Source organism: Ruminiclostridium josui JCM 17888 (genome assembly GCF_000526495.1).
Classification (GTDB): domain Bacteria; phylum Bacillota; class Clostridia; order Acetivibrionales; family DSM-1351; genus Ruminiclostridium; species Ruminiclostridium josui.
Genome location: NZ_JAGE01000001.1, coordinates 1992537 through 2012385, shown reverse-complemented (window position 1 = coordinate 2012385; position 19849 = coordinate 1992537). Strand labels below are relative to the sequence as shown.

Sequence of the window (19849 nt, the reverse complement as noted above, 5' to 3'; positions counted from 1 at the left end):
CATGACCTAATGTAAAATAAAAAGGCAGCTTAAAAGCTGAACTGAATATTTTTATGGAGAGATGGCTGAGCTGGTCTAAGGCGCACGACTGGAAATCGTGTGTACGTTAATAGCGTACCGAGGGTTCGAATCCCTCTCTCTCCGCCAAACTTACAGAATCAAGCATTTCAAGACTTTTGAGATGCTTGATTTTTTGTTTATCACGTATCATCAGTACACACGATTTTTGAAAGAAATTTTACGAATCGTGTGCTATCTTTTAAGGCTTCACACGCATTAAATCCACACAAAAATACAATAAGGATGGTGCGTAAAAATGAGAATGAAAATGCAACAGCAAGCAGAACAAAGGAGCATTGAACAAGCCTTTGAGGACTTTATCAGGTATTGTAATGTCAAAAACCTTGCGAAAGATTCTATAATCTTCTATGAGAACTGCTATAAAAGCTTTACTAGGTTTCTACCCAAAGAAAGCTATGTAAGCAATATAACACTTCATACTATACAAGACTATATTCTGTGGCAAAAGGATAAAAGTATCAGTGCTATAGCAGTAAATTCTAATCTCAGAGGTGTCAGGGCATTCCTATACTATTGTATGAAGCTTGGCTACCTACCGAAATTTTCAATAGAACTGGTCAAAGCAGAAAAGAAGGTAAAGCAAGTATATACCGATTCTGAACTGCAATTGTTGCTAAAGAAGCCTAATGTAAAGCACTGTTCTTTCACTGAATACAGAGATTGGGTTGTCATTAACTATGCATTAGCAACAGGAAACAGAGTATCCACTATTATAAACCTAAAAAACCAAGATGTTGATTTTGAAAATGGATATATAACTTTGGTTAGAACAAAAAACAAGAAACAACAGGTAATACCCCTCTCCAATACACTCTCAAGCATTCTATTAGAGTATTTGACATACCGCAAAGGAGAGGCTAATGATTACCTCTTTTGCAATTCCTACGGCAATCAACTGGCAGACAGAAGCCTCCAAGGAAGTGTTGCAAGATATAATAAAAGTAGAGGTGTGATGAAGACTTCAATTCATTTATTTCGCCATACATATGCAAAGAAATACTTACAAGCAGGCGGAAATGTGTTTCAATTACAACGCCTTTTGGGACATTCTAGCCTTGAAATTGTTAAGGAGTATGTCTCTTTATTCAGCGAGGATTTGAAGCTGAATTATGACCGTTTTAATCCTCTTGAGCAGATGGTAAAAAGTAATTCCTATATTAAGTTAAACCCATAAATATTATCTATTCAGTATAAGTGGCTTCTATAGGCCACTTTTTTTATATCTTATAATAATAAATAGATATATAGTCATGTCCAAGGATATTCGTATTCAAACTTAATGAATGGTTGGGACTGTAAATAATTTTGTGTATGAAGCCTTTCAAACTCAATGATGGCTAAGTATTTCCAAAGTATTAACTCTCAAAAATTTAATACTATATTTCAAATTATTGCCAGATTATTCTATTTTTATGCATTATTTAGATTAAATCTGGCAATAATTATTTAATAATGGTATTTCTATGCTTATACCTGTATTTTGAAGGTCTAGCCCGTCCGGCAATGAGGACGAGCCCTTCAGGGCGGTGGGGGCTTTGCTCTATGTTTTAAATATAGTTATCCAGTCTCCCATCGTACATAATCATTAATTGACTCATGACCTGATCCCAATTCCGGTATCGTTGAGTCCATTTTTTTATTACATTCATTGATGCCAAATAAAGCATCTTTTCAAGAGAAGTATCAGAAGGAAAAACGGATTTTGTCTTAGTAACTTTTCTGAACTGCCGATGCAATCCTTCAATTATATTGGTTGTATATATTATTTTTCTTATCTGCTCTGGGAACTTGTAATATGGTGATAAAACTTCCCAATTGTTTTCCCAACTTTTAAATGCATATGGATAATCCTTGCCCCATTTGTTTTTCAGGTCTTCAAACCGGTTTAATGCTATTTCTTCACTGGGGCTTGTGTAGACAGTTTTAAAATCCTTTGAAAAAGCCTTCAAATCCTTATATGAAACATATTTAAATGAGTTTCTTAGTTGATGAATTATACACCTTTGAATTTCTGACTTTGGAAAAGCAGCTGCAATAGCTTCTTTGAGCCCTGTAAGTCCGTCCACACAGAATATGAGTACATCTTCTATACCTCTGTTTTTAAGGTCATTTAACACACCTAACCAGAACTTGGAGGATTCGTTCTCTCCAATCCATATTCCAAGGATATCTTTCTTACCTGAAATATCTACACCCATAACAACATAAGCAGCTCTATTTACTATTTGTCCATCAGTTCTTACCTTGTAATGGATAGCATCCATAAATACAAAAGGATAGATAGCCTCAAGGGGCCTACCTTGCCATTCTTTTATTTCAGGAAGGATTCTTTCAGTTATTTTACTAACCATTTCAGCAGAAATATCTATTCCATAAAGCTCTTTAACCTGATCGTGAATATCTCTGGTAGACATGCCTCGGGCATAAAGAGAAATCACCTTATCCTCAATTCCTGATACATCCCTTTTGTACTTGGGAACTATTTTAGGCTCAAACTCACCTTTTCTGTCCCTTGGAATATCAATCTGTACAGGGCCGAATTCACTCTTTAGTTTTTTTGTTGAGTAACCGTTTCTACTTTTGTCGGTAATTTTATGTCTTGACTCATCTCGGGAATACCCAAGAGAAACATCCATTTCGGCTTCAAGCATTTCCTGAAGAACATCTTTAAATGCCTCCTTTAAAAAGGAGATTATTTCTCCGGGATTTTTAAAATCATTCTCCGCAATTATTTCCTGTACTAACTCTTTTGATAATACGCTCATAAAAAATATTCCTTTCTGGTTAATACTTAAATTCTTAACCAGAAAAGAGTATTTCCTATGTTTCATACACAAAATTATTTACAGCGTCGAATGGTTTAAGGTTATGCAATTCAATCAACATATATTTTAGATAAGGTCTATCTTTCAAAGCAAATACAAATCTTTCTCCATACTCGTCTTTATATATCTTTTCAGTATTTGTCCAATCGCCATTATAATATGTTGTAAGTATATATCTTCGCACGGCCTTAAAATCGAAGAAGGATATCTTCATCGGAGCAAGTAATTTCTCATCAACATAAACAACTGCCAGAATATCTGCTGTACAATATCTAAGCCATCCAACTTCTTTTTTAGTTAGGTTATCCCAGATTTCTACAAATAGCTTTTTAGATTGTAAAATCCCGTAATCACTTTTAACTTCAATTTTCTCGCCTGTTATTGCTTCCATATCATATTCTTTAATTTCTTTTGGTCTATCTACGAATTTATATCCATAAAACTTTTCAAGAATATCTTGAACCTCTTTCTCATATTTTTTACTGTCTGAATCCTTTTGTTTTTTCAGCATCGCAACATCATCTGTAAAGTCATTATCATTGTATATTTTACTCAACTGTTTCTCCCCTCTTTATTAAAAAAATCAATGAAAGCACGTTTTTAGTAATGAAAGCCCTTTTTCAAGGTATGAAAGCACTATTCATAGTTAAGAACCCGTTTATTTGGGCGTATATAAACATAGTATAAATATCATATAAAGTATATATTATATATAATAACTATTACTCCGTAATAGTTTGCCATTGCATAAAAAGCGTGCAATGGCTAGTTCAAAATACAATTAGTGTTAATTTGGTTAACAATTAAATATGAATTAACTTCTTTACCTTCGAATTGATTCTCGTTGAAAATGTATGCTCCACGTTCAATTTCCAGTAATCCATATTCCTCAAGTATTCCCAAATACTTTTGAATTGAATTTTTACTAATTCCTGACTCTCTTATTATTTTGTCAGTTAGAATTGTTGTCTGTTCATAGTTTCCCTTACCATCATTTTTACACTTTGTAAGCATATAGCAATACAGATAAATACCCTCTACCTTAATTTTTTTAGCATGAAAAAGCATATACATAAGAACCTCAGTGTTAAGCATTACATAATTGCCTGTAACTGATGAACTTGTAATTTTATATTTTCTGTGCAGACGTTTTGTCTTAAAAGACTTAGCTTTTTCTTGGAGTAATATATAATTTTGATTAACTCCAAAAGACTTCGTAAAAGTCATTTCGAAGTTATCCAATTCACCTTTGTCCTTTATTAAATAATCAATACTATCCGTACCTCTGCTATACCCCAGCAGTTCCTTAATCTGTTGAATTGATAATGGTACACTATTATAATTACTTATTTCATTCAGAACTATATATAGTACAAATAAAAATTGCAAATGTTTCTTACTTGCTCTTTTTTCAAGAGAAACACACCAAATCAAATTCATAAATGATTTAAAGTCATCGAAAGCGTCCCTTGGTATTCGTAAAAACCCAGTATAACTCTTGAAAGTGTTCTTATACCTTATCAAAAAGTCAGACCAATTGCTATGCTGCGTGTATTTGCTGATAAAACTATCTTGTTCATCCATACTAATAATAAGACCCTCCCTATAATTGATTAAATTAACATAAGATTATCATACATTATCTTAGATTTCAACCATTTTAGGTTATATTTCATTACATATACCCGTTTTTAAGTATTATTCCTTTTTATATGACAATTCCTTAGTTTATCTCTATATATCTACATAACTTGTGAACGCTTATGAACACGGTGTTCATAAGTTATTACTTACATACATACGATGTAAAATTGTTTCAGTTGTAATTGAAACTAATGTATATGAAGTAGTTAGAGAATTTTGATGTATTGTACCAGTATAGAATACCCTTACAGTTATCCATTGACTACTTAGTTGGAGATAATCCTTGCGATACATATATCATTTGAATACGTGGTTATATTGTAGTTATATATGGTACAATTATATTAGTAGATAGGATGCAGGAATTCTATTCTGTAAGATTCAAGAAAAAATAAAGTACTAATTGATGTGTTTTTTGATTTTCTAAACATGTATATAATCATACATACGAACACATTACCGTATCTTGGCATATTATATAATGCCTATATGCACCATATGTGACAGTTTGAGAGAATTATTGAAAATACAAGAAACAAACGAACATAAGTTCTGTATGCCATATGTGTAAGGCTACTATATTACTTTCTATCTTCTTTATAAAAAAATCTAATGAGTCACTTCTATTGGAGTTTCCTCTATATACTCACTGTGCCTTGTATATGAATAATTTATTACCCCCCAAATTATAAAAAAACCAATGACTAACAACATTATTATCAATATTGATTTGCTTTTACTTGCCATAGCATCCTCCACATTTTTTATATATTCAAACTTTATTACTTAACCTATTTAAAGTATACTATATTTCCTATGATATCCAGTTATTGAAAATAGATTTAAAGTGTTCCCCAAAAGAGAAGATTAATGAAGTGTTGAGGACAAAAAAAAGAAGGCACATTAATGGAAGTACCTTCTTTTTTAATATTACTTAGGTATCATAAATATATTACACTCAGGACATTTGACAATAGGTGTTTCAGAATGAGAAGTATTCTTACAATTCAGACAAATATACTCTCTAACTGTATCTATCAGTTCCTTCAAAAAGAATTAAGTTAAATTCCATAGATTATCATCCCTTATTAATGTAATTTACTATACTATAGAAGTATCTGCAAGATGTTATAAACAATTTGCAGATTATTTACTTAATGCCTTAAGTTCTTCTTTACTAATTTTCAAGGTGTTATTCGCAAAAGTTCGTACATCTGTTGATGAAGGACTATTTCGAGAATAAGCATCTTTACCTGACGGAAATAATTTACCATCATAAGCCCCAAAAATACTAAACAAAGGTTCATTGAAGTCTTTCAAAAAACCACTGGTATCTCCCACAAAAAGAAGTACCTCATCGTCCTTTTCTAAAGGGAAAAACCCATCAGTGCCGACAACAACATCGTAATCATCAGGGATACTATCATCACCTACTTCAAAAGACTTTTTAGTAATATTACATTCTTTTTTATATTCTCCATAAGTAGTTCTACCTCCAATTTCAATCACTGATACTGTATCTCCTACACTTAAATTTCCTTTAAACACCTCTGTTAATTTAAGTTTCGATAATGTATAAAGCGTATTATTTTGAAAAACAGGTCGTGATGAAATACATACACCAGTAAACACATAAGGAGCAATTTCTAACGATTTCAAATCAGAATATGTTTTTATTTTATCTAAAGAAGTTGAAATGTATCGAGTTTTCTTCTCATCAGCATTAGTATTTTGGGATACTTCGTTAACTTTGTCTTTTGAAACTACAGTGGTTGTTTTTCCACTTGGAGATATCTCGGATGTCCCTTTATTAGAAGAACAACCTACAAGAGAAATGCCTAATGCAAACACCAAAAAAGCACTTATTAATACATTCTTATTCATTATATTTCCTCCTTTATGCCCCATAGATTGCTTTTATTCCTGCAATGTCATCAGCGGATGGACTCCCTGCCGTACGACCATCCCCTAATTGAGACATAATTGCAGTTTTATCAGAAACATGCCAAAGCCCTAAAAAGTGACCATACTCGTGACACACAGTGCCTATTCTATCGAAATAGGACAAACCAGTCTGCGTTTTATCATCATAGTATTTAAAAACCTGACTATTTAGTTTAATTTCACACCAGTACCAGTCAGTATCATAACTGGGTGCATCTTGATTATTTAATTTCAAATAGGTTTGTGCAATAACACCCGTGGGTGAAGGAAAATAGCTCCCCCAATAAACATCACATCTTGAAGAAGATTTTTCGTCAGTCCTTGCCACTGATACGGTGCTTACCTTGTTATTCCAATACTGAATACCATAATTAATTGAATCTGAATATTCACTTGCAGAGCTATCTATGTAATATAAAATGCCTTTCGCTCCGCCACTTATTTTACCTTTACCCAATCGCATATATGCGAATGTATTACCTGTTGTAGATAATATAATTGCCAATACTACTGCAAAAGAAATTATTTTCCTGCTTCGTTTCTTCATTATACATTTTCCTCCTATTGTTATATTTACAATTACTTACATTACAGTTATATATTACATAATTATGCTTTGTGTGTCAATTTTGATATCTACATTTAACCTCCATACATTATATGTTCTGATATTTAATTGGACGAAACATAAGATATAAGCCTATTATCGGATATTCTATTCGACAAGTACTTTCACGTTTTATATGTTAATAGCGTGCAGAATCAACTATCACAAGATATTTCTAAAAAAGCGAGATAAATTTGCAATGTTATAAACGCCCTAAATATAAAAATCTTGCAAAATTATCCTATAATGATATAATCTTTTTAGGGAAAATTAAATAGTTGCCGTGATTTCTAAGTGCTACCAACACTCAGAAACTCATGCAGGTGTTCGTACCACCCACACGTATGGATTTTCATCCACCACAGCAACCAGTTTTATTATACTTGGTTTTGTTTTCATTTGCAAATAAACAAGTGCGTGTAGGGTTATTACCTATCCGCACTTTTTAATTTTCCCTCCAATTTTCTTTTGGAGGGAACTATATATGTTTGATAAAGGTAACGTCACTGAGAACTTTGAAAGCTTTGTAGTATCATGTATTGATAATAGAATTGACGAATTAAGTATGTATTTTAACAACTCAACTGTATATTCAGAATTTTATGACCTATACAGTAAAATTCTAAAGGAACTCCGAGAAACATTACCTCCTGAATCCTTTGCTTTAATAAAACAATTTGACAATTTATTGGAAAAGTTATCGGTTGATTACCAAAATTTTTTCTATAGACAAGGATTTCAAGATTGTCGCATACTCTTTACACTATTAAATAAATAATGGTAGTAAAATTTATTCTATTTAATTCCCCATATCTATATTAAAAGTAATTTATTTAAGTATCTTCTTCTTTAAACAGTACATACGGTTATGAGTACAATAAAAGGTAATTGTAGACTACCCCCAGCCATATATAACCATCCTTATTTTCTTTTATGTAGTAAACTCCCCCCTATCCGTCAGTGCAGAAGTGTAACTCAAATGAACTTTTTCTGATATAGATTCACGGTGAAATTTTACTTTTCTTTTCATTGATTGTGTTCAAGATTTTTAGTCTTAAAATGTATACTTTATAATACTACGGTATTTGCTTTGAATTATAGTCTTAAAATGTAAACACACAGTATTTTAATAAGTCTCATTAAGCGTGTTGACTTTTTGATACTAATTCCATATACTATTGTTATAGCAAATAATATGGAGGTAATACAAATGGCAAATGTATATGGTTATCACAGAACGTCTACAACAGACCAACATCTTGATAGAGGCATAACAGCAATAAACGATTATTGCAAAGCTAATAACATAACACTAACTGAAATGTTTACAGACCAACAGACAGGAAAGAACTTTAATAGACCAGATTACCAAGCAATGAAAAGGATTGCAAAGAACAAAGGAGATATTATAATTCTCTCTGAACTTGATAGACTTGGCAGAAACAAAGAGGATACTTTAAAGGAACTTCAACATTACAAATCATTAGGTGTAAGAGTAATGATAATAGAAATACCCACTACTCTTATTGATTACTCAAAGATGGATAATTCCATGGCAACGATGATAATGGAAACTATAAACAATATGCTTGTTGAAATGTATGCAACATTTGCCCATGCTGAAATGCAGAAGCGTGAGAAACGGCAAAAAGAAGGTATACAAGCTAAAAAAGAACGTGGGGATTGGCAAGACTATGGCAGGCCAAAAGCAATTGATTATAGTATATTTGAGAAGGAATATAGCAAGGTAGTCTCTGGAGAATTAAAACCATTTGAGTGCATGAGAAAACTTGGAATGACTAAGCCGACATTCTATAGATATAAGAAACAATATGAATACAAGTCAAGTATATAGACGTAGTACTGTAATAAAGTAAAAACATGTAATTTTACCATTTATATTCCATATGATATACTTAAAAAACAGTGACTATTGGGATAAATGTTTAGTTAGAACATTCTAAGCTAAGAATAAGAAAGAAGGTATTGCTTTGGAGAAAAGAATTAAAGAATTATGTGAAATGTTTTGTGGATTGCCTAACGGTAAGCCCATCGTAAGAAATAACCAGCCTAATGATGCTTTTTGCGTCTATGTCTATGAAACCTTATTCCGTAACTTGCATAGAATTAGTGAATTCAACATTAATAACTTAGATATGATAAGCCATTGTGTAGTACCACCACCAGATAATGGAATAGACATTTTTATTGAACATGTAGACGGAGACGAACTCTTCTACCACATCGTTCAAGTTAAAAATACTGAATTGGCAGAACATGAAATTCGTAACTGTTTCGCCTTAATGAAAAGAACCATCTCAGATTACTTAAAAAGCCCCCAGAATGTACATATCAATTTAAGAACAATAATTTCAAATACAGAATTTGATGAAACTGTATCTAGTGAAAATCTCTATTATTATGTTGTACATGCTGGTAATGTTAATTTTATGAAGAATTTACGTAAGAATGAAAGAATAATAACCTTAACTGAACTGAACATATTAAGGGGTAGCAAAACAATTGATTGTGTCCCATACGAAACTTTTACAGCTGATAATTCTAACAACTTTATTCTTTACAAATATGAAGATAACTTACCCAACAAACCAAGAGCAATGTTGTGCAATCTTAGTGGATATGATTTGGCTCAGTTTTCAAACAAATATATAAACACTGAATTAGGTAGAAATATCTTATTTGGTCAAAACTTACGAGAATCACTTAACAAAAAATCTAAAACATTTAAGTCTATGACTACGACAATAGATGTAGACCCTGAAAGGTTTTGGTATTACAATAATGGAATTACAATTATAGCTGAAGAATTTAATGTTATACCATCCCAAGAGACAGGTTCTGAGATTGTAGTTCTTAATAATTTTTCAATCATAAATGGAGCTCAAACAGTGAGCACTTTAGGAGAATATCTGAAAGACTCCATTTTAGATAGAGATAATGTTAAGCTTGAGAAATTAAAAAGTGTATATGTTCTAACAAGAATTGTAGAGATAAAGAAAGATACTGGATTAAGAAATCACATCTCTATATTTAATAACACTCAGAATCCTATTTCAACAAGAGATATGGCATCTAATAGGCCTGAGCAAACGAAATTACGTGACTGGCTTTCAGATAATAAGCAACCAAGAATATATGTAGAAATCCGAAGAGGACAAAATCTTCCTTCAAATATAAGATTTCATCATCATCAAAAAATTACAAACGAATTATTGGCTCAATTAGCTTTTTCTGGCTTTCTTAAGTCACCATCAATTGCTAAAGATAAGAAAAGTACTATATTTAATAATGACGATTCATCTAATTATAACTTAAATGAGTATTATCATAAAATATTCAACTATGATACTGAATCAGAAGAACATGGTATCTTATTTCAAAAGGAAAAAAGTGAAATTGACGAGTTATTGTTTCTATATTATTTACACAATGAAACTAAGAAGTATCTAAAAAATAACTATAAGTCTAATATAGACTCAATTAATACTGATATTGCTAATGGTGTTAGAGAATTTGATGATAGTGTAAAAAATGAAATAAGCAGATATAAGAGGCTAATAGAAATAACTAATGTATGCCATTTCTTTAATCTAAGTCTGATATATGAATATAAATCTCAATTCGACCGAAGACCTGAAATGGATTCATATAGAACTAAAACCTTTGATTACACCAGTTTCTATAATAAGAATAGTGATTATCGTAATAATATAATAAAGAATTTTGCATCTACTTTCTTTCAAAAAACTATAAAAATTATTAGGGATATATCTTCACAAACTAATATTACAAACTGGATACGAGATAAGAAAAGTGAAGGTCTATTTTTGGATAAATTAAAAGATGACTTATCATTGAACAATATCGAATGCTTTGAGGCATATTATGATTTCATTAAAAATTTTAAAGTTAAGGATTGGGAATAATAGAACTACTGATACTTCAAACTGACTTGTTGACATTTATATTATAGCTATAATATAATAAATTTTAATCGTGTGCTGTATTTAAGGATAGATAGTCTGAATATGTTGATTTTAATAGCGTTTGAGAGGGTTATAGTTGAATTATCGACTGGAAATCGTGTGTACGTTAATAGCGTACCGAGGGTTCGAATCCCTCTCTCTCCGCCACAACTTGTCTGAAAAGCCTGATTTTATCAGGCTTTTCAGCGTTTTATAAGCAAAAAAGGACACTATTTTGAAGTAAAAATTCAAAATTAATGTCCTTTTTGCATTTTAAAGAAAAAAGGTACGAAATACCTTACTACATTGCTGCAATTAACTTCTTAACTCCTACCATATTTATCGCTCTCCTTATGTTATAGGCAAGGAAACTAAGCCCCAGCTCTGCTGATGCTTTCTCTTTACCTTTACATAACAGATAGTGTGCTCCGTGATACCATTTAACAGTTCCAAAAGGATGCTCCGACAGGCACATTCGCTCTTTTATCTTTGGGATATCTTCTTTTATTCTCAGAACTACCTTCTTTTTGATATAATCTTTACGATCAAGGGTGTGATTAAATGGATTGAGAGGTATGTCGGCTGGCACAGAATTAAGTTTAATCTTAGGACTTCCATACATACGTACCGGAACATATTTTGTATCAGGGCCAAAGTACCCTCTTGGGATTACAGTCCAATACATCTAAGAAATCCTTCCCACCCCTGCATCTCAGCTTATTTATATTTCCTAATACATTGATGGAAACATATATCTATCCCAATTCAAATAATCATTTAAAAACATATAGTCTTCATTATCAATCGTTCCATAATAACCAGCTTTATTTATCATCAAATTTGCTGCTACACGATGAACTGGGTTTGTTATATTGTCGCCAAAATATTTAATTGCATCTGCATCATCCCTTGTAACAAGTCCATCACCATTTACATCTCCGTAAGTAATAAGTTTCTTAGTACCCGCTGTAAACTTTGTTTTTGATCCGTTAAGGTACATTCTTAATTCAGTTTTATCAAGAACATCTATAGATCCGTCTTCATTTACATCTGCGACTACTAACTGAGGATCACTTAATGTAATGCTGGTATCAAGTAAATACTCAGATAGCAAACTGTAATCACTCTCAGTTATACTACCATCATTATCTATGTCACCGTATAGGAGACAATTTGTGTTTAACGCCTGAGTTTCCAGACCTGTTACAGACGAAAATTTTGCTCTTACTCTGTAAATATGTTTATTTGAATTTGAACATGTATAACTTGTATTTGTGCCAACACTAAAAAATGTGCCGTCGTCTATCATAACCTCATATTCAGTTGCAGATGGTACAGGATCCCACGTAAGCACAGTATTTCCATCTTCATCTGCAGTAGCCTTGAAGTTCTGCGGGCTTGAGAGCATTTCCACATTGACTACCATGGAACCTGAACTTTGGCTGCTGACAGTAATTGACACTCCCGAATCGCTTCCGTCAAACCGTTTGCTATTGCATGGCAAAGTATTAGGCCCGAAAGTGCTTTTTCCTATTGAAGATACTGGAGATAAGTTTCTATCTATGAAATCTCCTATTACATCTCCTGCGAAATATAACTTATTGGTGAAAGGACGAAAACTATCAGTGTCATAATATGTATTCAGATCAGCAGCTTCCAATCTATAATCACCGAGATTTAATATAGCTGGCGTACCTACATTCGCACTTTTTACATGCCAAATCGCAATACCACCATTAATACGAGATGTATTTGAATCAAAACTAACAGGCTGACGATTTTCAATTAGAAAATATTCATCTCTGTAATATGGCGGTGCATTACTGGATGAAACAGGGATTTTTAGAACATTATAACTCCCAGGGTTGTTGGGGTCTGTAGAATTAACAGTGTAACTACCTGATGCATTCACTACTTGAGGATTAACAAACCCTAATTTCATTCTATGCCACGGATCCAAGTAGCCTGTTGTTTGGTGCATAATACTATCTTTATTTATATTTTCGGCATTTGTTCGATTATATAAATCTAGAGCTCCCATGCTGTGAGCCAATTCGTGACTTATAGTATATAAACTACTTTCAGAATTACATACAGAAACCCCAGAAAACAATCTTATATTGGTATTAGCTATATTTACTGTTCGAATATAACATGCGCGCAAAAAAGGAGTATCTCTACCACTTGCTATCAATGTTACAATATGTAATTCATTCTTATCTATACGTCCATCATTATTTTCATCAAATGCAGAAAAATCTACAAAGTTATAAAGTTCGCTTAATGCGTCCATTAATGCATCTTTTGCCTCGGTACCTACCTCATCTATCATACGAGAACCATTAGTAAATTGTTCTGCATCTGGATATGGATAATCAAGAGTTACTCTTACTACCCCATCGTTATCACCATAGTTTTCTTGAGCAGGCTGCAAATCCAATTTTCCACACGATACTTCCCTAAAATAATTTCTCACAGTCATCTTAGGAAATCCAGTCTGTGAGTCTATTCCCGTGCCAAAAAAAAGTTCACTATAATACTCATCATTACCTTTAGCAGTGCCATCATATGAGGCATCACATCCTGTCCGAGGCAATTGAGGCTCAGTAAACTGCACCAATACTACAAGAACCTTTTCCTGACGCTCATAAACTGTATCCGCATAAACGCTCCTCATACCGAATAGTGATGTTGTTAAAAGCGTCAGCAAAAGCAAAAATATAAAAAATTTCTTCATTTTTTATCATCTCCCTTATACCAAAATGAATAAATTGCATTATAATATAATTGTTATAAAAAAGCAATAATTTGTCATAAATAGTGTACTCGTTACATATTTCCCAAATGTTACAATCATTAATGGCATCGAGAGGAAAATAATAGAATGAGAAAGTTATATTTTTTAATAATTATCACATTTTCACTAATAATTATGGCTATTTGCAACCCTAGTAAAATATTTTATTCTAAGATATACTAAATAGTATTAAACAATAAATAAAACATAACTCTGAAAATCGTGTACAAACACTCACTGCCAAATTCAAGGGGATTCAAGAATAAACTTGAATCCCCTTGTTGTAACTTTTTTATTACTAATTTTGATTCTTTTGCAAAAAAGAGTTGAATTAATTTAAAAGACTATTTCATTTGTTGTAATAATTTTACTGATACTAAAATCTATTTGATTGTTCCATCAATTCTTTTGGTAATATATGCACTGAAATGCCACTTCGTATCATCGGAATAAAATTTAAAATAGTTGCCCTCTGGCAAACTTAGACCATAAAGCTTGCCCTTGATGTTTGATGCTACAATTTTCCCATTTTTAGCAATATTAAATGCACCCTCTATAGAATCTGGGGAACAGCTAGCAAGTGTAGCTAGGGTAAATTGGTATGTACCATCAGGAACCTGTAAATCGGTAATCAATGTCTTAGCCGTGGAAAAGTAATTTGACCATCTGATTTCAACGGTACCTTTAACATTGTCATACCATTTACCGGTATTTCCATCCTGCAGGTAGAGGGGTTTATCTGAAAATACCTGATGATACCAATAAACAGGTAAAACAGCTGAATCCCCTGCATTCTTAGTTTGAGAACCCGCATTCATGTCAACGGCAAACACCATACAAGAAAAAGCCATTGTGAACACTAATGCTAAAATAGTAACCAATACCAAACGTTTTGACATAAACATACTATTCCTCCTTTAAATTTAATTCATTAATATTATAACATTAATTTGAATATTTGATATCAATATGGAAATAATATGTCTAACTAATTTCTAAAAAGGGATTCGAGCTTGTGGCTGTTAAAAACTCATTATCAATGATAGAATATTTAACTACAACTTCCCAAAGTTACGAAGGTACAACATATTCTGAATAATTACATTTGATTTCCACCAGTTTTTACTGATTGCCCATTCATTTGGATATTCACACCAATCCCAAGGAATGTTCCAAGAACCATCAGCAAGTTGAGCTTTTTCTATGTATTCACACTCATACTCTGCAATTTCTTTGTTGTCATTATAGAAAATACTATTTCTGGAATTAAAAAATTGAGACGGTTTGCAAATATACGAAGTTGCCCATTTATCGGTATCTTGAGTTATACAGTTTTTTACCTTCTCTATCAGTTTGCTTTTTAGTGTAGCTAAATTTATAATGTCAGTTGCTTTTGATTCTTCAATATATTCCATAAGGCGAATATAACAAAGGATTGTATGCATATCATTTGTGCTTTCATCTGACATTAGATAAGCAAATGCTTCATTTGCAATATGACAGCCTAATTTATACAACTCGCTGTCTTTATCAGCAAATCGAATTATGAATCCTGCAAGGCAAGCCGTGGGATTATAGTTATTGTGACTTATACTGTCACTTTCTGTATGCCACCAAGGAGCATGAGGAAAGTCATTGTTACTTTTTATAGTATTTAACCAGAACTTACCCTCAAAGCTTTCTCCTGTTTCAAGATAGCAAAGTATTCCTTTAATTATTGGGTGAGATCTGTCAGTAAAATCTATTTCACGGAGGATTTCAGTAGCTGCCCAGGTTTGTATAGGGGCTGAGTTTGGGTTCCATGCGTCTGCTTCAAGAGCATGACCAAAACCTCCGTCTTCATTCTGATAATAAGAAAGAGCATTTAAAACAGAATCTTTACTGCTATTTTCAAAATGGTACTGCCATCTTGCTAAATCAAGGGGTCTTGCATTTCTATAAATAAATTCTCGTCCCTTGTCATAGGTCATGTTTATTCTTAGTCCCTTCCACGCTTTAATCAAAACGCTCTTTGTAGTGTATGATATTAGAAATCATTAAAAACGAAATAATCATACCCGAAGTAAGAGGTACTTTTCCTTTTTGTAAACACAAAACAACATCTACTACCATAAAGAAAATAGTATAAATAATCATCAGCCTATAGCCCCACTTTTTAAGAAGCAATAATCCGGCTGCGGCAGTTATACGTACTAACGAAAGCAGTATAATGGTAACACTGTTCGAATAAATAGGCAAGGGATTTATTTCAAATCCCAGCTTTTTAAAATACCCTGGAAAAATAGTTGCTCCTATTGCAAACATCGACCACAAAATAATTAAATCTGCAATTATCGTTATTATAATAGGCCTATCTTTATTCACTTATATCCTCCTGAACTTAAATAGTCAAGGTATCACCTTTATTTATCATTATAAAGGATATTTCTGGAAACTTCAAACAGTTTCGCCCCATGCGGCTCAATAGTTACCTCCAACACCTCTTCAACATTGTTTATACTATCCTTACACCACAACTCTTCAAAAACATACTCTTTAAAACATTCAAATCCTAGTTCTCCTGGAGTTATTGCTAAACCCGCCACTTCATCGCTGAGGTTAAATAGAGCAAGATAGCAAACCTCTTTTTCCGTATCTCTTGAAAACCATATCGCATGCTTATCATCCCTTGAAATCTGTTTTGCACCTGTTGAATGGGTCAAAAGACGTAATACTTTTCTATTAGTTATAAGTTCCAATGTCCACTTATCCAGCTTGGTTAGTTCTGCCCCAACCATAAGAGGTGAGCGAAAGATACACCAAAGAGTCATCATAGTAATTTGCTCTTCCCTGGTGAAATTTGTTAATCGTTCTTCCCCAAAGCCTTTACCGACATACCCCAAAGGAAGCATGTCACAATCAGGGTAGCAGCCTTCTGAAACATGATTTTGCCAAATTTCACATCTTTCAAACATATTCTTTAACAACGGCCAGCTATCCCAGAAATCATCTGTAATTCTCCACATGTTTGCATATTTTTCATAATGCCATGCCTTATTTATAAGAGCAGGCCCCGGCGACAAACTTAAAACCATTGGACGTCCGCAATTTTGTATGCTATCTCCGCTTTCAAAATCAAACTTTATTGCAATATCAATTAAACAAGTATTGTTCCTTCGTAGTTCAAAAGCCGCCAGGCTAATCCTGCGAAACCTGATATATTCCTTCACTGTATAGCCGGTTAGTGCAAAAAACATTCTATAAAAGTTTGACATAGACATATATGCTTTTTGTGCTGCAAAGTCCAAGATAATCTTGTTTTCAAGGTTTTCTTCAATGTAATCAATAGATTTCTGAATTCTTTCATAATAGTTCAATAAAGAAGCACCCCTTCAATATCTTAAGATGAGAACATAATATCATACGGGTATTTTTTCTGTCCGACTTTTTTTCTAAAAATACAATCTAACATATTTACTAATTTGAAAATTTGGTAAAATAACTCTAAGGAGGGTAATCAATGAAAAAAATATTAATTCCAATATTTCTTCTCTTACTTACAGCATGTTCAAATTCGAATACTGCGCAAATTACTAAAAGCACTGTGGCAGAATCAGCACAAGCATTTGCCACACCTTCACATATAATCCAAATGCCCGAGAATATTATTAATGCCAGCGGCCAAACAGTGCAAGAAAGAATACGGGTTCCTGACGGCTTTGAAAGAATAAACGTAGATAAAAACTCATTTGGTCAGTACCTAAGAGATTTACCATTAAAACCTGATGGTACAAAAATAATGCTTTATAACGGTGAAGTGACAGAAAAAAATGTTCATGTTGCAGTTCTTGATATTGATGTAGGCAATAGAGATTTACAGCAATGTGCTGATGCAGTTATCAGATTAAGGGCTGAATATTTGTACAATCAAGGACTTTACAAGAGAATACACTTTAATTTCACAAACGGATTTAATGCTGATTACCAGAAATGGATGAATGGAAACAGGATTGTAGTAAAGGGTAATAGTACCTACTGGGTTAAAAATGCAAAGCCTTCAAATGATTATGACAGTTTCAGAAAGTATCTGGACGTAGTTTTTGCATACGCAGGAACACTATCTCTTTCACAAGAGATGGAATATGAATCTATAGAAAATATTCAAATAGGAGATGTGTTTCTAAAGGGTGCTACTCCTGGCCACGCCGTTATCGTACTTGATATGGCAGAAAACAAAAAAACAGGGGAAAAAATATTTTTAACTGCACAGAGTTACATGCCTGCACAAAGCATTCATATTCTAAAAAACCCTGAAAATGGGACTCTAAGCCCTTGGTACTCAACTAATTTCGGTAATACGTTGAAAACCCCTGAATGGACTTTTGGCAAGACCCAACTAATGAGGTTTAAAGATTAGAATTGCCAATTTTTTCAGTATTACTTAAATTTTGAAAAAATTGGCAATAACTTAATATCTTATTCTTCCTGCTCCCAGCTGTGGTAAACATTAGAAACGTCATCAAGGTCTTCTAAAGCTTCTATCAGCTTATCCATAAACTTAATCTGTTCAGGGTCTGTAAGCTTTGTAGTAGTTGTTGGTATCATTGAAACCTCAGCTTCAATAAATTCATACCCCTTTGCTTCAAGTGCCTCACGAACAGCTGAAAAATCAGAAGGGTCTGTTACAATTTCGTAGCAGTTATCATCTGAATCAAAATCTTCTGCCCCAGCATCCAATGCTTCCATCATCAAGGTTTCTTCATCAATCTTGTCATCTTTTTCAATAACTATAACACCTTTTTTGTTAAACATGAAGGAAACACAGCCACTTTGTCCAAGGTTTCCGCCAAATTTATCAAAATAATGTCTCAGGTCGCCAGCAGTTCTGTTTCTGTTGTCTGTTGTACATTCGCATATAACAGCAACTCCGCCTGGACCATAGCCTTCATATGTTATTTCTTCATAGTTGGAACCATCAGTTTCACCAGAAGCTTTTTTAATACTTCTTTGAATATTATCATTTGGCATGTTATTTGCTTTACACTTAGCTATAACATCCCTTAATTTTGAATTTGAATTAGGATCAGCGCCTCCCATTCTTACAGCTATCTGTATTTCTCTTCCCAGCTTAGTAAAAATCTTGGCTCTGACAGCATCTGCTGCACCTTTTTGGCGTTTAATATTCGCCCATTTTGAATGGCCTGACATGTTTACCTCCTAATAAAACCAATTTATATTCTTTTAAAAGCTAAAGCTTTATTTTACAGTTAAAATCCATTATAAATTATAATAGTTATTTGTTAAATAATCAACCTTCCATCACTGCCTAATGTAATGTAAGTTTTTTCACCAAGGTCAATGATAGCTCTTCCATTTGAAACCTCTACAATGTCCTTCATGAGTTTTTCTTCATTTCCAACTTCTATAAGTACGCAAAGTTCAACATCCTGCTCATACCTGATCTCTTTAATTATATTATTGTTTGAAATAAGCATGTTCTGAAGACGTCCAAAAATAGTATATTCTATTATGATATTCAGGTTATAGCACAGCTTACGGGTAACTATTTCTGCCGCTTCAAGTCCAAGAGATGCACTCTTGCTGTATGCACGAATAAGTCCCGAAGCCCCCAGCAGTGTTCCTCCAAAATAACGGGTTACTACCACTACAACATCCTGCAATCCCATACGTTTTATTACTTCTAAAGTCGGCATTCCCGCTGTCCCAGAAGGCTCACCGTCATCGCTGTATCTCTGAACCAAGGTTCCTCTATTTATACTATAGGCATATACATTATGAGTTGCATTCCAGTACTTTGACCTAATTGCCTCAATAAACTCCAATGCCTCTTCCTCACATGTTACAGGACGGACATTTGCAATAAATCTGGATTTTTTTTCTTCAAACTCCGCTTCAGCAGTGTTTAATATTGTTTTGTATACAGGTAACAAAATAACCTCCCAAGCAGCTATTAGTATCATAAGTT

At 33.0% G+C, this 19849-nt stretch carries 18 protein-coding genes and 1 tRNA gene; 6 read left to right on the top strand and 13 right to left on the bottom strand.

Going from position 1 to position 19849, the window contains the following annotated elements; genetic code table 11:
* Positions 1-55: 55 nt before the first annotated feature.
* Together K412_RS0109425 and K412_RS0109420 are read left to right on the top strand one after the other, a co-directional pair.
* A tRNA-Ser gene (locus tag K412_RS0109425) sits at positions 56-147 on the top strand.
* A gap of 169 nt (positions 148-316) precedes the next feature.
* Complete coding sequence (locus K412_RS0109420; RefSeq protein ID WP_024832876.1) at positions 317-1255, top strand: tyrosine-type recombinase/integrase; 939 nt, start codon at positions 317-319, stop codon at positions 1253-1255.
* 373 nt (positions 1256-1628) lie between these two features.
* On the opposite strand, the gene K412_RS0109415 is transcribed toward K412_RS0109420, so the two are convergent.
* The 5 genes from K412_RS0109415 to K412_RS0109390 form a co-directional block, all read right to left on the bottom strand.
* Complete coding sequence (locus tag K412_RS0109415; RefSeq protein WP_024832875.1) at positions 1629-2846, bottom strand: IS256 family transposase; 1218 nt, start codon at positions 2844-2846, stop codon at positions 1629-1631.
* Between the two features lie 55 nt (positions 2847-2901).
* Positions 2902-3462, bottom strand: a complete 561-nt coding sequence (locus K412_RS0109410) for a hypothetical protein (protein WP_024832874.1) — start codon at positions 3460-3462, stop codon at positions 2902-2904.
* A 209-nt stretch (positions 3463-3671) separates the two neighbouring features.
* The gene (locus K412_RS0109405) at positions 3672-4490 is read right to left on the bottom strand and encodes a hypothetical protein (RefSeq protein WP_024832873.1); all 819 of its coding nucleotides are present in this window, start codon (positions 4488-4490) and stop codon (positions 3672-3674) included.
* Positions 4491-5696: 1206 nt separating this feature from the next.
* Positions 5697-6434, bottom strand: a complete 738-nt coding sequence (locus K412_RS0109395) for a hypothetical protein (RefSeq protein WP_024832872.1) — start codon at positions 6432-6434, stop codon at positions 5697-5699.
* 13 nt (positions 6435-6447) lie between these two features.
* Positions 6448-7041, bottom strand: a complete 594-nt coding sequence (locus tag K412_RS0109390) for a matrixin family metalloprotease (protein WP_024832871.1) — start codon at positions 7039-7041, stop codon at positions 6448-6450.
* A gap of 544 nt (positions 7042-7585) precedes the next feature.
* Here K412_RS0109390 and K412_RS0109385 point away from each other — a divergent pair.
* The 3 genes from K412_RS0109385 to K412_RS0109375 all read left to right on the top strand — a co-directional run bounded on the left by K412_RS0109385 (position 7586) and on the right by K412_RS0109375 (position 11048).
* Positions 7586-7879, top strand: a complete 294-nt coding sequence (locus tag K412_RS0109385; RefSeq protein WP_024832870.1) for a hypothetical protein — start codon at positions 7586-7588, stop codon at positions 7877-7879.
* 432 nt (positions 7880-8311) lie between these two features.
* Positions 8312-8956: a recombinase family protein gene (locus K412_RS0109380; RefSeq protein ID WP_024832869.1), complete on the top strand. Its 645-nt coding sequence runs from the start codon at positions 8312-8314 to the stop codon at positions 8954-8956.
* Positions 8957-9092: 136 nt separating this feature from the next.
* A complete protein-coding gene (locus K412_RS0109375; protein ID WP_024832868.1) occupies positions 9093-11048 on the top strand; it encodes an AIPR family protein in 1956 nt (651 codons plus the stop codon).
* Between the two features lie 340 nt (positions 11049-11388).
* Here K412_RS0109375 and K412_RS0109370 read toward each other — a convergent pair whose 3' ends face one another.
* From K412_RS0109370 to K412_RS20625, 6 genes are all read right to left on the bottom strand, one after another.
* The gene (locus K412_RS0109370) at positions 11389-11772 is read right to left on the bottom strand and encodes a hypothetical protein (protein ID WP_024832867.1); all 384 of its coding nucleotides are present in this window, start codon (positions 11770-11772) and stop codon (positions 11389-11391) included.
* A gap of 45 nt (positions 11773-11817) precedes the next feature.
* On the bottom strand, positions 11818-13824 hold the full coding sequence (locus K412_RS0109365) for a dockerin type I domain-containing protein (protein WP_024832866.1): 2007 nt from the start codon (positions 13822-13824) through the stop codon (positions 11818-11820).
* Between the two features lie 443 nt (positions 13825-14267).
* A complete protein-coding gene (locus K412_RS0109360; RefSeq protein ID WP_242835591.1) occupies positions 14268-14783 on the bottom strand; it encodes a hypothetical protein in 516 nt (171 codons plus the stop codon).
* Positions 14784-14939: 156 nt separating this feature from the next.
* A complete protein-coding gene (locus K412_RS0109355; RefSeq protein WP_024832864.1) occupies positions 14940-15854 on the bottom strand; it encodes a hypothetical protein in 915 nt (304 codons plus the stop codon).
* A gap of 25 nt (positions 15855-15879) precedes the next feature.
* On the bottom strand, positions 15880-16248 hold the full coding sequence (locus K412_RS0109350; protein ID WP_024832863.1) for a hypothetical protein: 369 nt from the start codon (positions 16246-16248) through the stop codon (positions 15880-15882).
* A gap of 38 nt (positions 16249-16286) precedes the next feature.
* Entirely contained in the window at positions 16287-17240 is a 954-nt protein-coding gene (locus K412_RS20625) for a hypothetical protein (protein ID WP_242835589.1), read from the bottom strand.
* A gap of 143 nt (positions 17241-17383) precedes the next feature.
* Between K412_RS20625 and K412_RS0109340 the strand changes: the two genes are divergently transcribed.
* Entirely contained in the window at positions 17384-18280 is an 897-nt protein-coding gene (locus tag K412_RS0109340; protein WP_024832862.1) for a DUF4846 domain-containing protein, read from the top strand.
* Between the two features lie 59 nt (positions 18281-18339).
* On the opposite strand, the gene K412_RS0109335 is transcribed toward K412_RS0109340, so the two are convergent.
* Together K412_RS0109335 and K412_RS0109330 are read right to left on the bottom strand one after the other, a co-directional pair.
* A complete protein-coding gene (locus tag K412_RS0109335; protein ID WP_024832861.1) occupies positions 18340-19071 on the bottom strand; it encodes a YebC/PmpR family DNA-binding transcriptional regulator in 732 nt (243 codons plus the stop codon).
* A gap of 92 nt (positions 19072-19163) precedes the next feature.
* Positions 19164-19814, bottom strand: coding sequence for a YigZ family protein (locus tag K412_RS0109330; protein WP_024832860.1), 651 nt, complete (start codon positions 19812-19814; stop codon positions 19164-19166).
* Positions 19815-19849 lie beyond the last annotated feature (35 nt).